The sequence below is a fragment of the Phenylobacterium sp. genome (assembly GCF_041916435.1).
Classification (GTDB): Bacteria; Pseudomonadota; Alphaproteobacteria; order Caulobacterales; family Caulobacteraceae; genus Phenylobacterium.
The window spans coordinates 154,657-170,013 of the sequence record NZ_JAYRZM010000005.1 but is presented as its reverse complement, the minus strand read 5'-3'; the positions used below and the strand labels follow the sequence as shown (position 1 = coordinate 170,013).

The following is a 15,357-nucleotide window of genomic DNA, read 5'->3' as shown; positions in this document are numbered from 1 at the left end:
ACGATCAGCGCTGGATGATGCAGCCGTACCAGCCCAGGCCCTCGTAGGTTTCGTAGCCCGGCGTCAGGGCGTAGCCGATGGTCGCGTCCCCCGCGGAATAGTTGCCCATCGTCCCGGCGTTGTCGGGCAGGGCGAAGGTCTCGGCCAGCTCGCCGACGCGGTCCGACGCGGCCAGGATCAGGCCGTCGCGGTCGAGCAGCATCACGCGCGAGCGGGCGCGCTCCTCCTCGGTCAGACGCACGCCGTCCACCACGGCCTGGGCCTGCGGACGCCAGTCGAAATGGATTCCCAGCACGCCGAGCGGCCGTCCGTTGGCGCGGCCGCCCTCGCGGATCGCGGTGGCGTAGGTGGCCACCGGCGCATTGTCGAGCGCCGCGACCTTGGCGATGTCGGCCACGGCGAACTCGCCGCCAGACGCCGTCTCCATGGCCTGGCGGAACCAGGTCTCGTCGGCGACCGAAAGGTTCTGGCAGCGGGGATAGCGCTCGGGCCGGCCGGTGGCGGTCACCCGTCCGGAGGCGTCGCAGATCCACAGGTCGAGATAGACGGTGTAGGCGTCCAGGATCACCTTCAGGCGCTCGGAGGCGAACCGGGCTGCGGCCGGCGAGCCGCCTCCGGCCAGGCAGTCGACCACGGCCGAATCCGTCGCCCACCAGCGCACGTCGCAGGTGCGCTCATAGAGGTTGCGGTCGATGATCTCGATGGCGTTGAGCGCCAGGTCGGCCAGGCGCTGGCCGCGCAGGTGGCCCAGGATCGCCCCGCCCACGGCCGACAGCTCGTTCAGGTCGGCCCGCACCTCGCTTTCGAGGGACTCGGCGATTTCGTCGATCCGCGCGGAGATGCGCTTGAACTCCTCGGCGACGATGGCGAAGCCCTTGCCGGCCTCGCCTGCGCGGGCCGCCACGATGAGGGCGTTGATCGCGAGCATCTTGGCTTCGCGGTTGATCGCGGAGATCTGGCCGATCTTGTCGCCGGCCACGACCGACAGCCGCTCGGACAGATCCAGGATGCGCTCCGGGCGCACACTGACTTCGGTGTCGAACATCGCGCACGCTCCCCCGGCGCCCGCACGAATCAAGGCAATTCGTTGCGCCGACGACTATAGGCGCGGCAAAGCTGGGGACTCTTAATACTGCCCACGAACACGAAGAGTGCTCAAAAGGGCGGCAATACACCAGGCCCGCTCAAGGACACGCAGGTCACGCGAAGTCGCGCGTCACGCCATAAGACTTGAAAAGCCAACGAGATAGCCGCGCCGCGAAGTAATCGCGAGCGCCGTTCTCTTGCTGAAAAAGTCGCCGTTGCGGGCCGAAAGGCCCGCCGGGCGACGCTCAAGCAGTGGCCTGGCCGATGCGGCGCGTTGTCACACGTCCACTTCGGCGTCCAGGGCGTTCTCCTGGATGAATTCACGGCGCGGCTCGACCAGGTCGCCCATCAGCCGGGTGAACATGTCGTCAGCGTCGTCGGCGTGGGTCACCTTCACCTGCAGCAGCGTGCGGGCCTCGGCGTCAAGGGTCGTCTCCCAGAGCTGGTCGGGATTCATCTCGCCCAGGCCCTTGTAGCGCTGGATCGACAGGCCCCGGCGGCCGGCGTCCATCACCGCGTTCACCAGGTCGATCGGCCCGCGCACGGTGGTGTTGCGGTCGCGCCGCGTGAAGGTGGCCGGGCCGGAGAAGATCTGGGCCAGGGCCTGGGCCCGCTCGGCCAGGCGCCGGGCGTCGGCGGCGTTCAGCAACAGGTCGTCCAGCACGATGCGCTCGGAGACCCCCCGCTTGACCCGCGAGAAGACATAGCCGCCGGCCGCGCTCTTCTCGCCGCTCCAGGGCCCGTCGCCTTCCTCGGCGTAGAGGTCCAGCCGCTTGGACGCCGCGTCCGCGTCCGGGCGCTCGCCCAACAGGCCGGCCAGGGCCGCCTGCTCGACGGCGAAGGCGGGCGCGCGCGCCGACAACCGCTCGATGTTGGCCTTGGCGCCGCGGGCGGTCTGCACCAGCTCCAGAAGATCCTGGCCGGTCAGGCGCTCGCCGGAGGCCAGGTCCAGCGTCGCCCCGTCGACACCCTCGTCGATCAGGTAGGCCTCGTACTCGGCGTCGTCCTTCAGGTAGCGCGAGGACTTGCCCTTGGACGCCTTATAGAGCGGCGGCTGGGCGATATAGAGATAGCCCCGCTCGATCACCTCCGGCATCTGCCGATAGAAGAAGGTGAGCAGGAGGGTGCGAATGTGCGCGCCGTCCACGTCGGCGTCGGTCATGATGACGATCTTGTGGTAGCGCACCTTCTCCACGTCGAAGTCGTCGCGGCCGATCCCGGCGCCCAGGGCGGTGATCAGGGTGCCCACCTGGTCCGACGAGAGCATCTTGTCGAAGCGGGCCCGCTCCACGTTCAGGATCTTGCCGCGCAGGGGCAGCACCGCCTGGTTCTCGCGATTGCGCGCCTGCTTGGCCGAGCCGCCGGCGGAGTCGCCCTCCACCAGGAAGATTTCGGACTTGGACGGGTCGCGCTCCTGGCAGTCGGCGAGCTTGCCGGGCAGGGAGGTGATGTCCAGCGCCGACTTGCGGCGGGTCAGTTCGCGGGCCTTGCGCGCCGCCTCGCGGGCGGCGGCGGCCTCGGCGATCTTCTGCACGATCATCTTGGCCTCGGCCGGGTGCTCCTCGAACCAGGTCGACAGGCCCTCTGAGACCAGGCCCTCGACGGCCGGGCGCACCTCGGAGGACACCAGCTTGTCCTTGGTCTGGGACGAGAACTTCGGATCGGGCACCTTCACCGACAAGACGCAGGTCAGGCCCTCGCGGGCGTCCTCGCCCGACAGCGAGACCTTCTCGCGCTTGGCCGCGCCGGAGCTCTCCGCATAGCCGGTGATGATCCGCGTCAGGGCGCTGCGGAACGCCGCCAGGTGGGTGCCGCCGTCCTTCTGCGGGATGTTGTTGGTGAAGCACAGGACGTTCTCGTGGTAGCCGTCGTTCCACCACAGGGCCAGGTCCAGCTCCACGGCGTCGCGCCGGCCCCGCACCACGATCGGCGCCTTGATCAGCGGGGTCTTGGCCTTGTCCAGGTGGCGCACGAAGGCCTCGATGCCGCCCTCGTAGCTCATCACCTCCTCGAAGGGCTCGGCCTCGCGGTAGTCCTTCAGCCAGATGGTGACGCCCGAGTTCAGGAAGGCCAGCTCGCGCAGGCGGTGCTCCAGGGTCTTCCGGTCGAAATCGATGAACGCGAAGGTCTCGGTCGACGGCAGGAAGGTGACTTCGGTGCCCGACAGGAACTCGCCGTTCTCGCGCTTGGGCGCGACGCCCGTGACGGCCAGCGGGATCACCGCGTCGCCGCGGCGGAACTCCATCTCGTGGACCTGGCCGCCGCGGTAGATCTTCAGCTTCAGCCAGTCGGACAGGGCGTTCACCACCGACACGCCCACCCCGTGCAGGCCGCCGGAGACCTTGTAGCTGTTCTGGTCGAATTTCCCGCCGGCGTGGAGCTGGGTCATGATGACCTCGGCCGCCGAGACGCCCTCGCCCTCGTGGATGTCGGTGGGGATGCCGCGGCCGTCGTCGGTGACGGTGCACGAGCCGTCGGCGTTGAGGATCACCTCCACGCGGGTGGCCCAGCCGGCCAGGGTTTCGTCGATGGCGTTGTCCACCACCTCGTAGACCATGTGGTGCAGGCCCGAGCCGTCGTCGGTGTCGCCGATGTACATGCCGGGGCGCTTGCGCACCGCGTCCAGGCCCTTCAGCACCTTGATGGAATCGGCGCCGTATTCGGCCTGCCCGTTGGTCTCGTGCTCGTCGCTCATTTGTCGTCCGGATTGGCGAAGCCCTGGGCGTTCATCATCACGCTTAGGGCTCGACCTTTGAGGTCTTCGAAGAGGTGCTCGTCCGTCCCGGTGAGGAACGCCTGGAGGCCGAGCGCCGTGATCTCGTCGAACAGCGCGGCTCGCCGGCGGCGGTCCAGATGCGCTGCGACTTCATCTAGCAATAATATAGGAATTGGAGCCGATTCTGCACGCGAAAGACGCGCCGCCTGGGCCAGAACCAGGTTCAGAATCAGCGCTTTCTGCTCACCCGTGGAGCATTCCGCCGCCGGACGTTGTTTTTCGGCGTGCACCACCCCCAGATCGCCCCGGTGCGGGCCGGTCAGCGCCCGCCCCGCGGCCGCGTCGCGCTCCCGCGCGGCGGCCAGGGCGCGGACGAGGCGCGCCTCGATCTCGGTCCCGTCCATGTCCCGGGCGGCCATCTGCTCCCACTCCCCGGTCAGCGCCAGCAACGCCTGGGGAAAGGGCCGCTCGCCGCGGGAATCGATCTCGGCCTGCAGGGCCGCGAGGGTGCGGGCGCGCGCCTGCGCCATCAGCGTACCGGCCTCGCCCATGCGCGCCTCCAGGGCCGAGAGCCAGGCCGGGTCGGCCGGCCCGTCGGTCAGGAGGCGCATGCGCTCGCGCATGGCCTTCTCATAGGCGGCGGCGTGGGCCGCGTGGGCCGGCTCGGCGGCGAACACCAGCCGGTCGAAGAAGCGCCGCCGTTCGCCCGCGCCCTCCACGAACAGCCGGTCCTGGGCCGGGGTCAGCCACACCTGGCGCATGTGCTCGGCCAGCCGGCCCGGCGGAACCGGCTCGCCGTCGATCCGCACCACGCGCCGTGCCGCGCCCGCGCTTTCCACGCCGGTGCCGACGCGCAATTCCTCGCCGTCCTCGGAAAGCACGGCCGCGACGGCCCAGGCGCGCCCGCGATCCTCGCCGGGCAGGCGGCGGCCGAACTCGGCCAGGGAGGCGTTCCTCAGGCCCCGCCCGGGGATCAGAAGGCTCACCGCTTCCAGGAAATTGGTCTTGCCCGCCCCGTTGGGCCCGGCCAGCACCACGGGCCGCCCGTCCATGGCGAGCTCCGCCCGCGCATAGGAGCGGAAGTCGGTCAGGGTCAGGCGGGTCAGCACCGTGCGCGTCACGGCTGCGTCATAGCCGGTTTCGCCGGGAAGGGCGAAGCCGGGAGCTCAGTCCCCGGCGCGCCCTAGACCCTCAGCGGCATCAGCACGTACTGGACGTCGCCGTCGGCGGGGTCGAGCACCAGGGCCGGGTCGTTCGGGCCGCCGAAGCGGAACTCGGCCTGTTCGGCGCTGATCTGGTCGGTCACGTCCAGCAGGTAGCGGGCGTTGAAGCTCAGCTCGAACGCCTCGCCGGAATAGTCGACCTCGATCTCCTCGACCGCCTGGCCGGCTTCCATGTTGCGCACCGTCAGCACGACCTTGCCCGGCTCGATGGCCATGCGCACCGAGCGGCTCTTCTCCGCCGAGATGGTGGCCACCCGGTCGACCGCGCGGGCGAACAGCTTGTTGTCCACCATCATCACGCGGTCGTTGTCCTTGGGGATCACGCGCGCGTAGTCGGGGAAGGAGCCGTCGATCACCTTGGAGGTCAGGGCCGCGCCGTTCAGCTCGAAGCGCACCTTCTGCGCGCTGATCTGCAGGTCGATCTGCTCGCCGGCGTCGTCCAGCAGGCGGCGGGCCTCGCCCACGGTCTTGCGCGGCACGATGACGCCCGGCGTGCCGACCGCGCCCTCCGGCGCGGCCATCTCGGCCAGGGCCAGGCGGTGGCCGTCGGTGGCCACGGCGCGAAGCTTCTGCGCGCCGCCCTCGGTCACCGTGTGCAGGTAGAGCCCGTTCAGATAGTAGCGGGTCTCCTCGGTGGAGATGGCGAAGCGGGTCTTGTCGATCAGGCGGATCAGCTCGCCCACGTCCACGGCGATCGGCGCCGACAGCCCGTCCGAACTCATCACCGGAAAGTCGCCCGCCGGCAGCACCGGCAGGTTGAAGCGCGAGCGGCCGGCCTGCACCGTCAGGCGCGGGTCTTCGCCGGTGAAGCTCAGCGACACGTCCGCGCCTTCGGGCAGCTTGCGCACGATCTCGTAAAGCGTGTGCGCCGGCGCGGTGATCTGGCCGGTCTGGTCCACCTGGGCCAGGGCCTCGTCGATGATCTCCATGTCGAGATCGGTGGCCGAGAAGGTGAGCTTGTCGCGTTCGGCCGACAACAGGACGTTGGACAGAATGGGGATGGTGTTGCGCCGCTCCACGGCGCTCTGCACGTGCCCCAGCGCCTTCAACAGCGCCGCCCGCTCAATCGTCAGCTTCATAATGTTTGTCCGAACCTCCTGCACGGCCCGCGTGTCCTACGGGTCGCGCCCCCCTGATGGAAGGGACCTGCGAGATTAACCGAAAAGCCGGCGGCGGGAAGGCCCGACGCCGCCGTAGCCGCCGATCAGGCGCGTCTATCCACCGCCGCGCCCGCGTCGTCGCCGTCCGCGGTGTAAGGATTGGCGCCGTCGCCGGCCGGCCCGGAGCCCTTGGCGGCCACGGCCACCATGGCCGGGCGCACGATGCGGCCGAACAGTTCGTAGCCGGCCTGCAGGGTCTGGATCACCGAACCGCCGGCCACCTCGTCGGAGGGCTGCTCCATCACCGCCTGGTGCAGGTGGGGGTCGAACTTGTCGCCCTTGGCCGGATCCAGCTTCTTCAATCCGTTCTGCTCGAAGGCCGATTGCAGCGCCTTCTCGGTCATCTCCACCCCGAGCACGAAGTTCTTCACCGCCGGGTCGGCGGAGTCCGCCGGCTGGGCGGCCATGGCGCGCGACAGGTTGTCGGCCACGCCCAAGAGGTCGCGGGCGAACTTCTGGATGGCGTAGGCGCGCGCGTCGTTGGCGTCGCGCTCGGCGCGGCGCTTGGTGTTCTCGGCCTCGGCGGCCACGCGAAGCACCTGGTCCTTCAGCGTCGAGTTCTCGGCGCGCAGGGCCTCCAGGGTGTCGAGCGCGGCCTCGGCCGTCGCTTCGAGTTCTTCATCGGCCGGCGTGCGATCGTCGGTCATGGTCTTCCTTCACGTATTGATCACCTGGCTCAGCACGCGGGCGGTGTAATCCACCAGCGGGATGACCCGGGCATAGTTCAATCGGGCCGGCCCGATCACGCCGATCGCGCCGAGCACCTTCTGTCGTCCCGTCATATAGGGCGCCGCGATGACGGCGGAACCGGAAAGCGAAAAGAGCCGCGTTTCGGCGCCGATGAATATGCGCACGCCCTCGGCTTCGCGCACCCCGTCCAGGAGGCTGATGAGCTGCTCCTTGGCCTCCAGGTCGTCGAACAGCATGCGCACCCGTTCCAGGTCGTCCAGCGTCTCCCGGTCGGCCAGCAGGTTGGCGCGGCCGCGCACGATCAGCGCCCGGTCCGAGCCCTCGCCGCCGCTCCAGGCGGCCAGGCCGTCCTCCACCAGGCGTGCGGCGGCGGCGTCCAGGTCGCGCCGGGCCCGCTCGATCTCGCCGCCCACCTCGGTGCGGGCCTCGCCCAGGGTGCGGCCGCGCAGCCGCGCGTTGAGGAAGTTGGAGGCTTCCTGCAGCGCCGACTGGGTGACGCCGGCGGACAGGCGCATCAGGCGGTTCTCCACCGCCCCGTCGTCGAACACCATGATCGCCAGCGCCTGGTCGCCGCCCAGGGCCACGAACTCCACGTGCTTGACGCCGGCGTCCCGCGAGGGCGTCACCACCACCCCGGCGCCGCCGGCCAGGCCGGACAGGATGGCCGAGGCCTCGTTCAGGGCGTCCTCATAGCTGCGGCCATGGGCGCGCAGCCGCGCTTCGATGGAGCGCCGCTCCTCCTCGCCCACGTCGCCCACCTCCATCAGGCCGTCGACGAACAGCCGCAGGCCCGCGTGCGTCGGCAGCCGGCCGGCGCTGATGTGCGGCGCGCCGAGCAGGCCGAGCTGCGTCAGGTCCTGCATGGTGTTGCGGATCGAGGCGGGGGACAGGCTGACGCCGCCCTTGGACAGGGTGCGCGAGCCCACCGGCTCGCCGGTCTCCAGATAGCTTTCGACCACCCGCCGGAAGATGTCGCGGGCCCGCTCGTCGAGTTCGGCCAGCGACGGGCCGCGGGGGAGCAGGGGTGAGCTTGTCACGTGGTGTGGGGTGTTGATCGTCGGCCGTGCGCCATGGACTGGACCTCTTCGCATAGGATAAGCCGCCCCAACGGCCGCGCAAGCTGCGCGGCGCCGCACCTGGAAGTCAGCCTAAATGCGCCCATCCGAACGCCGTCCCGACGCCCTGCGCCCCGTCACCCTGGAGACCGGGGTCAATCGCTACGCGGAGGGCTCGTGCCTGGCGAGTTTCGGCCACACCAAGGTGCTGGTGACCGCCAGCCTGGAGGAGGGCGTGCCGCCGTTCCTGCGCGGGCGCGGCCAGGGCTGGGTGACCGCCGAATACGGCATGCTGCCCAGGGCCACCCACACCCGCGGCCGGCGCGAGGCCGCCCAGGGCAAGCAGTCGGGCCGCACCCAGGAGATCCAGCGCCTGATCGGCCGGTCCATGCGCGCGGTGGTGGACATGAAGGCGCTCGGCGAGCGCCAGATCAGCATCGACTGCGACGTGATCCAGGCCGACGGCGGCACGCGCACGGCGGCGATCACCGGCGCCTGGGTCGCCCTGCGGCTGGCCACCCGGTACATGCTGGAGGAGGGGCTGATCGCCAAGGACCCGATCCTGGACCAGGTGGCGGCGATCTCCTGCGGCGTCTACGAGGGCGAGCCGGTGCTGGATCTGGAGTACGAAGAGGATTCCAACGCCGAGGCCGACGCCAACTTCGTGCTGACCGGCTCGGGCGACATCGTCGAGATCCAGGCGACCGGCGAGAAGCGCGGCTTCACCCAGGCCGAATTCGAGACCCTGTTCGCCCTGGCGCGGCAGGGCATCGGCGAATTGTGCGTGATCCAGAAGGCGGCGACGGGCGGCTGACGCCGCCCGCGGCCTTCAGGCGTCAGATTCGGGCCAGCAGCGCGCGGAAGGCCGAGTCGGGCATGCGGGCCAGTTCTTCGGCGTAGGGCGCGGCCAGGCGCTGGACGAGGCGTTCGACGAACGCGGCCATGGCGAACTCCTTTGTGCATCGCAATAAATGCTGCGGTGCACATAAGGGCGAAAGCTTGCCAATTCAATAGCCGAGGGGCTGCGGCGCGTGGCCGCAATGCAACATGTCTCGGGCTTTTTGTGCGATGCGGCGCGAACGATCAGCCGTCGTCGTCCAGGACGTCGTCTCCTGGGCCGGGCTCGTAGGTCAAGAGGTCGCCGGGCTGGCAGTCCAGCTCGCGGCACAGGGCCGCCAGGGTGGAGAAGCGCACGGCGCGCGCCTTGCCGGTCTTCAGGATCGACAGGTTGGCGATGGTCACCCCCACCCGGTCGGCCAGCTCGGTGAGCGACATGCGTCGCTCCAGGAGCACGCGGTCGAGGTTTACGCGGATCGGCATTCTAGATCGTCAGCTCCGCTTCGCGGCGCAGGCGCGCGCCCTCGCGGAACACCTCGGCCAACACGAACACCACCAGCACCGAGAACCAGGCGGTCAGGCTGAAGTTGGGCTTCACCTCGTTGGCCGCGGGGAACAGCCAGGCGCCGGCGGTCCACATGGCGTAGCGGCCGAGCTCGAGCATGGCCAGCATCAGCCCCACCACCCGCAGGCGCGTCACATTGTCCGGGTGGAAGGGATCGCCCGCGGTCAGGGTGGTGAAGATGCGCCGCAGCCGGTCGACGATCACCAGCACGCCGCCGATGTAGAGGCCCACCGACAGCAGGCCCACGAACAGGAACGGGGCGCGATGGCCCACCACCTCCTGGCCGCCGGCGGTCAGGGTGATGTGGCTGAGCAGGTCCGGGTTGAAGCTGAGGAGCAGGGCCGCCAGGCCCAGGAGCGCGACCGCGCCGCCGGCGCCGATCCACAGCGCGACATAGACCACGTCCAGAATGATCTTCAGAAGGCTCGACACCGAGCCCGGCCCCAAGGCGCGCATCATCACCTCGTTCTCCTCTCCGCCCGTCTCCCCGTCCGGAGCAGGACGCCCTTCACGCGCAAACCCGCCGCGGGCGGGCCGGCGGCGGGCTGGCGGGTTCCAGGCGGAACCACGTTAGAGGATCGAAGCGCCGGCGACCACGGTCAGGATCGGCAGGCTGGCCAGGAGGACGGCGACGGTCATCGCGGTGCGGTCCATCCAGTTCATCATCTTCGCAGCGGTCATTTCAGGTCTCCAGTGTGTCTATGTTGCGGTGCGGTATGCGGGGCGGCGTCGTGTCCGTCGCCGATGTCGATATTCAATACGGGCTCATCGTTTTTCGATCAACGAATTTATCGAAAAACGATATTAAACTTTCGCAATACATTACTTTTCCGCAATGCAGCAAAGGTCGTGCCAGGACGATTCCTTGCGCGGCAAGGGATTGCGCGGCCGGCGGCGGGGCTTAACGGGCGGCCCGGACGGCGCTATTGCGGCGCAATTCCCCGTCCTGGAGCGCTTCTCAGATGGCCCTGAAGCTCGAACCCGGCGCCCGCCTGGTGGTCGCCACGCACAATCCGGGCAAGGCGCGCGAGCTGGCGGCGATCCTCGACGGCCGCTTCACGATCGTCACCGCCGGCGACCTGGGTCTTGGCGAGCCGGAGGAGACCGAGGCGACCTTCAGCGGCAATGCGCTGCTCAAGGCCCGCGCCGCGGCCGACGCCAGCGGCCTGATCGCCCTGGCCGACGATTCCGGCCTGTCCGTCGCCGCCCTGGACGGCGCGCCGGGGGTCTATTCCGCCCGCTGGGCCGGGCCGGACAAGGATTTCGCCCTGGCCATGCGCAAGGTCGAGGAGCGGCTGGACGCCTCCGGCTCGGAAGACCTGTCGGCCTGGTTCACCTGCGCCCTCGCGCTCGCCTGGCCGCGGGGGCCGGCGGTGGTGGTCGAGGGCCGCGTGGACGGCGCCCTCACCTTCCCGGGCCGCGGCGACAAGGGCTTCGGCTACGATCCCATCTTCACGCCCGAGGGCGAACGCCTCACCTTCGGGGAGATGGACCCCGCCGCCAAGGACGCCATGAGCCATCGGGCCCGCGCGTTCGCCAAGCTGAAAGCCGCCGTCCTTTGACGCCGCTCGGGGTCTATATCCACTGGCCCTATTGCTCGCGCATCTGCCCCTACTGCGACTTCAACGTCGTGCGCCATCGCGGCCGCCGCGCCGAACAGGCCGATCTGGCCGCCGCCATCGTCCAGGACCTGCGCGCCCAGGCCGCCCGCATCGGGCCGCGCCGGCTGGTCTCGGTGTTCTTCGGCGGCGGCACGCCCTCGCTGATGGCCCCGGCCTGGGCCGCCGAGATCGTCGCCGAGGCGCGCCGCCTGTGGTCGCCGGCCGATGACCTGGAAGTGAGCCTGGAGGCCAACCCCACCGACGCCGAGGCCGGCCGCTTCAGGGCCTTCGCCGAGGCCGGGGTGACGCGCCTGTCGCTCGGCGTGCAGTCGCTGGACGACGAGGCGCTGGTGCTGCTGGGCCGCAACCACGACGCGGCGGCGGCGGTGCGGGCGGCGGCGGCGGCGCGCGCGGCCTTCCCGCGCCTGTCGATCGACCTGATCTACGCCCGTCCCGGCCAGGACGTGGCCGCCTGGCGCGCCGAGCTCGGCCGGGCGCTGGCCCTGGGGCCCGAGCACGTCTCGCCCTACCAGCTCACCATCGAGCCGGGCACGGCCTTCGAGCGGGCCGTCGGCCGCGGCGCGCTGGTTCCGCCTGTCCCGGATCTGGCCGCGGATCTCTACGAGACCACCCAGGAGGTGCTGGAGAACGCCGGCTTCACCGCCTACGAGGTCTCCAACCACGCCCGCGGCGAGGCGGCCCGCTCGCGCCACAACCTCGTCTACTGGCGCGGCCAGGACTACGTGGGCGTCGGCCCCGGCGCCCATGGGCGGCTGACGCTGAAGGGCGCGCGCCACGCCACCGTCGCCGCCAGGTCGCCCGCCGACTACATCGCCCTCGTCGCCGAGCGCGGAACCGGGATCGTCGGCGAGGAACAGCTCACGCCGCGCGAGGCCGCCGAGGAGCGCCTCCTGATGGGCCTGCGCATCGACGAGGGCGTGCCGTTCGCCGAGGTGGCGGCCCTGGGCGTCACCGTGCGGGCGCACAAGGTGGCCGAGCTGCGCGCCCTGGGGCTGCTGGAAGCCGACATCACCCGCCTGCGGCCGACGGCGGCGGGCCGGCTGGTGCTCGACCGGATGATCGCCGAGCTTTGCGCCTGAGGGGGCCACGGCCCGAGGGATTCTGGCCCTTGCCTTATCGCCCGCCGCGTCGGAAGCCTTGCCCATGAGCCGACATCCGCCCGCCCCCGCCCTGTCCGACGCGCCCCTGGCGTCCGGGCTCTATCTGGTGGCGACGCCCATCGGCAATCTGCGCGACATCACCCTTCGCGCGCTCGACGTGCTGGCCGCCGCCGACCTCGTGCTGGCCGAGGACACCCGTGTGACCGGCAAGCTCCTGTCGGCCTACGGGATTTCCGCGCGTTTGGAGCGCTACGACGAGCACGCGGCCGAGCGCGCGCGTCCGCGCGTGCTGCAGGCCCTGGCCGAGGGCCAGCGCGTGGCCCTGGTGTCGGACGCGGGCACGCCGCTGGTCTCCGATCCCGGCTACCGGCTGGTGCGTGAGGCGCTGGAGGCGGGCGCGGCGGTGCATCCCGTGCCGGGCGCCTCGGCGCTGTTGGCCGCGCTCACGGTCGCCGGCCTGCCCACCGACCGCTTCCTGTTCGCCGGCTTTCCCCCGCCCAAGTCGGCGGCCCGGCGCGCCTTCCTGGAGGAGCTGGCCGGCGTGCGGGCCACGCTGGTGTTCTACGAGGGCGGCTCGCGGCTGGCCGCCTGCCTGGCCGACATGGCCGCGGTGCTCGGCCCGCGCCCGGCCGCCGTCGCGCGGGAGCTGACCAAGCTCTATGAGACCGTCGTGCGCGGAACCCTGGACGAGCTCGCCGCCGATCCGCGCCTGGTCGATCCCAAGGGCGAGATCGTCGTGCTGGTGGGCCCCGGCCGCGAAGCCCAGGCCACGGCGGAGGACGCCGACGCCGCCCTCGCCGACGCTCTCAAGCGCCTGAAGCCCGCCGCCGCCGCCGCCGAGGTGGCCAAGGCGCTGGGGCTTTCCCGCCGCGACCTCTATCGCCGCGCCATGGAGCTTCGGAAGGCGGCGGATGACTGAGGCCCGCCGCGTGCGGGGCGCGGCCGCGCGCGAGGCCGGCCGCCGCGGCGAGGTCTGGGCCGCGCTTTGGCTGATGGCCAAGGGCTATCGCATCCTCGGCTTTCGCCTGAGGACGCCGCAGGGGGAGATCGACCTGTTGGCCCAGCGCGGCCGCGTGCTGGCGGTGGTGGAGGTCAAGCGGCGGCGCACCCTGGAGGAGGCGCTGGAGGCGGTGGGCGCCGACCAGCGGGGGCGCCTGCGCCGGGCCGGAGCGGCCCTGGCCGCGCGCCGGCCGGCCCTGCGGGACGCGGCCGTGCGGCTCGATCTCGTGGCGCTGGCGCCGGGGCGCCTGCCGCGCCACGTTCCTGACGCCTGGAGCGGCGCCTGACCGCCCTCAGAGGGTGCGACGCGAAACCAGGGTGCGTCGAATCGAATTCTGTCCGAGAACCGACTTCTTCCGGCCGCGCGTCCTGCGGACGCTGGAGGCGGTCGAGCTGATCGGGACCGGCATGACCCGCGAGGACGCCGAACTCCTGCTGATCGAGGCCGGTGCCTCGCCCGACAACGGCTTTCCGCTGCTTGAGGCCGCGATCGCCTGCGCCCTGCACGACGATCCCGCCCGCGACCCGCAGATCGTGCGCGACCTGGCGCGCACCGGCGTCGACCGCCTGTCGGAGCGGCTGATCCTGGAGAGCCCGGAAGAGGCCCTGGCCGAGACCCTGGCCGGCGACCTGCGCCTGGCAGGGGACCTGCTCACCTACGACGACCTGGCCAACACCGACATCATCGCCGTGGCCGAGCGGCGCAAGGGCCTGCCGGTGGCCCTGGGCGTCTTCTACCTGCACGTGGCGCGCCGCTGCGGCTTGTCGGTGCAGGGCGTGGACTTCCCCGGCCACTTCCTGCTGCGCATCGAGACCCTGGAAGGCCCGCTGGCCCTGGATCCGTTCAGCGAGGGCCGGGTGGTGCTGCCCTCGGAGCTGACGCGGCGGGCGCTGCACGCGGGCCTGCCGCCCAACGTGGCCGACCGGCTGGACCACCTGATGGCGCCGGCGAGCGACCGGGCCGTGCTGGTGCGCCTGCAGAACAACGTCTTCGCCCGCGCCCACGCCCGCGGCGACTTCGTGCGGGCCGAGCGCGCCGCCCTGCGCCGGGCGCTGATCGACCCCAAGGACCATCGGCCCTGGCTGGATGTGGCCGCGGCGCGGGAAGGGCAGGGCGCCCTGGCCGGCGCGCTGGAGGCCCTGGCTCGGGCCTCGGCCCTGGACGGCGGCGCGGCCCTGGCGGCCCGCGTCCAGCGCGAACGGGTGCGCATGCGGCTGAACTGAGCCGGCGAGCGCGCTGGCGCCCGCGCGCCGGGCGGACTATCTGACGAGCGTCGCCGCAAGGAGCTGCCCCATGACGCTGAAGGTCGCCGTCCAGATGGACCCCATCGAGCACATCAACATCGATGGCGACACGACCTTCCAGATGATGCTGGCGGCGCAGGGGCGGGGCTTCGAGCTGTTCGTCTACACGCCCGACCGCCTGGCCCTGGAGAACGGCTCGGTCACCGCCCGCGGCCGGCCGTGCAAGGTGCAGCCGGTGAAGGGCGATCACGTCAGCTTCGGTCCCTGGGACGCGGTCGACCTCGCCGAATACGACGTGGTGCTGCTGCGCCAGGACCCGCCGTTCGACCTGGCCTACATCTCCACCACCCACTTCCTGGAACGCATCCATCCCAAGACCCTGGTGGTGAACAACCCCATCGAGGTGAGGAACGCGCCGGAGAAGCTGTTTGTCACCGGCTTTCCCGGCGTGCAGCCGCCGACCATCATCACGTCCGACCACGAGGCGATCTACGATTTCCGCGCCCGGCACGGCGACATCGTGCTGAAGCCGCTCTACGGCGGCGGCGGCTCGGGCGTGGCCCGGCTGATGGCGGACGATCCCAACCTGGACGCGATGCTCGACCTGCACGCGATGATCGGCCGCGAGCCGGTGATCGCCCAGAAGTTCATCCCCGCCGTCTCCAAGGGCGACAAGCGCATCATCCTGGTCGACGGCGAGCCGGTCGGCGCGATCAACCGGGTGCCCAATCCCGGCCAAATCCGCTCCAACCTGCGCGTCGGCGGCCGCGCCGAGGCGGTCGACCTCACCGAACGCGACCGCGAACTCTGCGCCATCATCGGCCCGGAACTGAAGGCCCGCGGCCTGCTCTTCGTCGGCATCGACGTGATCGGCGACTACCTGACCGAGATCAACGTCACCTCGCCCACCGGCGTGGTGCCGCTCAAGCGCTTCACCGGCGTGGACGCGGTCGAGATCATGTGGGACCGTATCGTCGAGCTGCGCGGCTAGGGCGGGCCAAGGCGCAGCTTGCCGCCACAGGCTGTGACAGAACTGAAAGACACGTTTCTATGTATAGG

Annotated in this window: 15 protein-coding genes; 7 read left to right on the top strand and 8 right to left on the bottom strand. The window is 70.8% G+C overall.

Annotated features, from left to right (window positions below; genetic code table 11):
- Positions 1–4 precede the first annotated feature (4 nt).
- The 6 genes from ACE3TA_RS15100 to hrcA all read right to left on the bottom strand — a co-directional run bounded on the left by ACE3TA_RS15100 (position 5) and on the right by hrcA (position 7,912).
- The gene (locus tag ACE3TA_RS15100; protein ID WP_374575118.1) at positions 5–1,045 is read right to left on the bottom strand and encodes a methyl-accepting chemotaxis protein; all 1,041 of its coding nucleotides are present in this window, start codon (positions 1,043–1,045) and stop codon (positions 5–7) included.
- Between the two features lie 318 nt (positions 1,046–1,363).
- Positions 1,364–3,781: a DNA topoisomerase (ATP-hydrolyzing) subunit B gene (gene gyrB, locus ACE3TA_RS15095; protein WP_374575117.1), complete on the bottom strand. Its 2,418-nt coding sequence runs from the start codon at positions 3,779–3,781 to the stop codon at positions 1,364–1,366.
- Positions 3,778–4,923 carry a DNA replication/repair protein RecF gene (recF, locus tag ACE3TA_RS15090; RefSeq protein ID WP_374575116.1) on the bottom strand — a complete coding sequence of 382 codons (1,146 nt, stop codon included), beginning with the start codon at positions 4,921–4,923 and terminating at the stop codon, positions 3,778–3,780. Before recF ends, gyrB begins: the two co-directional genes overlap by 4 nt.
- A 62-nt stretch (positions 4,924–4,985) precedes the next feature.
- Positions 4,986–6,104 (bottom strand): DNA polymerase III subunit beta, encoded by a 1,119-nt coding sequence (dnaN, locus tag ACE3TA_RS15085; protein WP_374575115.1) that lies wholly within the window; start codon positions 6,102–6,104, stop codon positions 4,986–4,988.
- Between the two features lie 125 nt (positions 6,105–6,229).
- The gene (grpE, locus tag ACE3TA_RS15080) at positions 6,230–6,832 is read right to left on the bottom strand and encodes a nucleotide exchange factor GrpE (RefSeq protein WP_374575114.1); all 603 of its coding nucleotides are present in this window, start codon (positions 6,830–6,832) and stop codon (positions 6,230–6,232) included.
- A 9-nt stretch (positions 6,833–6,841) separates the two neighbouring features.
- Positions 6,842–7,912 (bottom strand): heat-inducible transcriptional repressor HrcA, encoded by a 1,071-nt coding sequence (hrcA, locus tag ACE3TA_RS15075; RefSeq protein ID WP_374575113.1) that lies wholly within the window; start codon positions 7,910–7,912, stop codon positions 6,842–6,844.
- Between the two features lie 115 nt (positions 7,913–8,027).
- Here hrcA and rph point away from each other — a divergent pair, with 115 nt between their 5' ends.
- Complete coding sequence (gene rph, locus ACE3TA_RS15070; RefSeq protein ID WP_374575112.1) at positions 8,028–8,744, top strand: ribonuclease PH; 717 nt, start codon at positions 8,028–8,030, stop codon at positions 8,742–8,744.
- Between the two features lie 269 nt (positions 8,745–9,013).
- Here the strand turns inward: rph and ACE3TA_RS15065 are convergent, their stop codons facing one another.
- Both ACE3TA_RS15065 and ACE3TA_RS15060 read right to left on the bottom strand, forming a co-directional pair.
- Positions 9,014–9,250, bottom strand: a complete 237-nt coding sequence (locus ACE3TA_RS15065; protein WP_374575111.1) for a helix-turn-helix domain-containing protein — start codon at positions 9,248–9,250, stop codon at positions 9,014–9,016.
- A gap of 1 nt (position 9,251) precedes the next feature.
- On the bottom strand, positions 9,252–9,788 hold the full coding sequence (locus ACE3TA_RS15060; RefSeq protein WP_374575464.1) for a DUF2975 domain-containing protein: 537 nt from the start codon (positions 9,786–9,788) through the stop codon (positions 9,252–9,254).
- A gap of 506 nt (positions 9,789–10,294) precedes the next feature.
- Here ACE3TA_RS15060 and rdgB point away from each other — a divergent pair.
- The 6 genes from rdgB to gshB all read left to right on the top strand — a co-directional run bounded on the left by rdgB (position 10,295) and on the right by gshB (position 15,289).
- The gene (rdgB, locus tag ACE3TA_RS15055; protein ID WP_374575110.1) at positions 10,295–10,894 is read left to right on the top strand and encodes an RdgB/HAM1 family non-canonical purine NTP pyrophosphatase; all 600 of its coding nucleotides are present in this window, start codon (positions 10,295–10,297) and stop codon (positions 10,892–10,894) included.
- A complete protein-coding gene (gene hemW, locus ACE3TA_RS15050) occupies positions 10,891–12,033 on the top strand; it encodes a radical SAM family heme chaperone HemW (protein ID WP_374575109.1) in 1,143 nt (380 codons plus the stop codon). The genes rdgB and hemW overlap by 4 nt, the downstream gene beginning before the upstream one ends.
- 64 nt (positions 12,034–12,097) lie before the next feature.
- Entirely contained in the window at positions 12,098–12,973 is an 876-nt protein-coding gene (gene rsmI, locus ACE3TA_RS15045; RefSeq protein ID WP_374575108.1) for a 16S rRNA (cytidine(1402)-2'-O)-methyltransferase, read from the top strand.
- Positions 12,966–13,340 carry a YraN family protein gene (locus tag ACE3TA_RS15040; RefSeq protein ID WP_374575107.1) on the top strand — a complete coding sequence of 125 codons (375 nt, stop codon included), beginning with the start codon at positions 12,966–12,968 and terminating at the stop codon, positions 13,338–13,340. The genes rsmI and ACE3TA_RS15040 overlap by 8 nt, the downstream gene beginning before the upstream one ends.
- Before the next feature lie 121 nt (positions 13,341–13,461).
- The gene (locus tag ACE3TA_RS15035) at positions 13,462–14,277 is read left to right on the top strand and encodes a transglutaminase family protein (RefSeq protein WP_374575463.1); all 816 of its coding nucleotides are present in this window, start codon (positions 13,462–13,464) and stop codon (positions 14,275–14,277) included.
- A 70-nt stretch (positions 14,278–14,347) separates the two neighbouring features.
- Positions 14,348–15,289, top strand: coding sequence for a glutathione synthase (gene gshB, locus ACE3TA_RS15030; protein ID WP_374575106.1), 942 nt, complete (start codon positions 14,348–14,350; stop codon positions 15,287–15,289).
- Positions 15,290–15,357 lie beyond the last annotated feature (68 nt).

Excerpts from the sequence above, each read along its gene's own strand:
- ACE3TA_RS15100 (WP_374575118.1), bottom strand. The coding sequence starts at position 1,045 with ATGTTCGACACCGAAGTCAGTGTGCGCCCGGAGCGCATCCTGGATCTG.
- gyrB (WP_374575117.1), bottom strand. The coding sequence starts at position 3,781 with ATGAGCGACGAGCACGAGACCAACGGGCAGGCCGAATACGGCGCCGAT.
- dnaN (WP_374575115.1), bottom strand. The coding sequence starts at position 6,104 with ATGAAGCTGACGATTGAGCGGGCGGCGCTGTTGAAGGCGCTGGGGCAC.
- grpE (WP_374575114.1), bottom strand. The coding sequence starts at position 6,832 with ATGACCGACGATCGCACGCCGGCCGATGAAGAACTCGAAGCGACGGCC.
- rph (WP_374575112.1), top strand. The coding sequence starts at position 8,028 with ATGCGCCCATCCGAACGCCGTCCCGACGCCCTGCGCCCCGTCACCCTG.
- ACE3TA_RS15065 (WP_374575111.1), bottom strand. The coding sequence starts at position 9,250 with ATGCCGATCCGCGTAAACCTCGACCGCGTGCTCCTGGAGCGACGCATG.
- ACE3TA_RS15060 (WP_374575464.1), bottom strand. The coding sequence starts at position 9,788 with ATGCGCGCCTTGGGGCCGGGCTCGGTGTCGAGCCTTCTGAAGATCATT.
- rdgB (WP_374575110.1), top strand. The coding sequence starts at position 10,295 with ATGGCCCTGAAGCTCGAACCCGGCGCCCGCCTGGTGGTCGCCACGCAC.
- rsmI (WP_374575108.1), top strand. The coding sequence starts at position 12,098 with ATGAGCCGACATCCGCCCGCCCCCGCCCTGTCCGACGCGCCCCTGGCG.
- ACE3TA_RS15040 (WP_374575107.1), top strand. The coding sequence starts at position 12,966 with ATGACTGAGGCCCGCCGCGTGCGGGGCGCGGCCGCGCGCGAGGCCGGC.
- ACE3TA_RS15035 (WP_374575463.1), top strand. The coding sequence starts at position 13,462 with ATGACCCGCGAGGACGCCGAACTCCTGCTGATCGAGGCCGGTGCCTCG.
- gshB (WP_374575106.1), top strand. The coding sequence starts at position 14,348 with ATGACGCTGAAGGTCGCCGTCCAGATGGACCCCATCGAGCACATCAAC.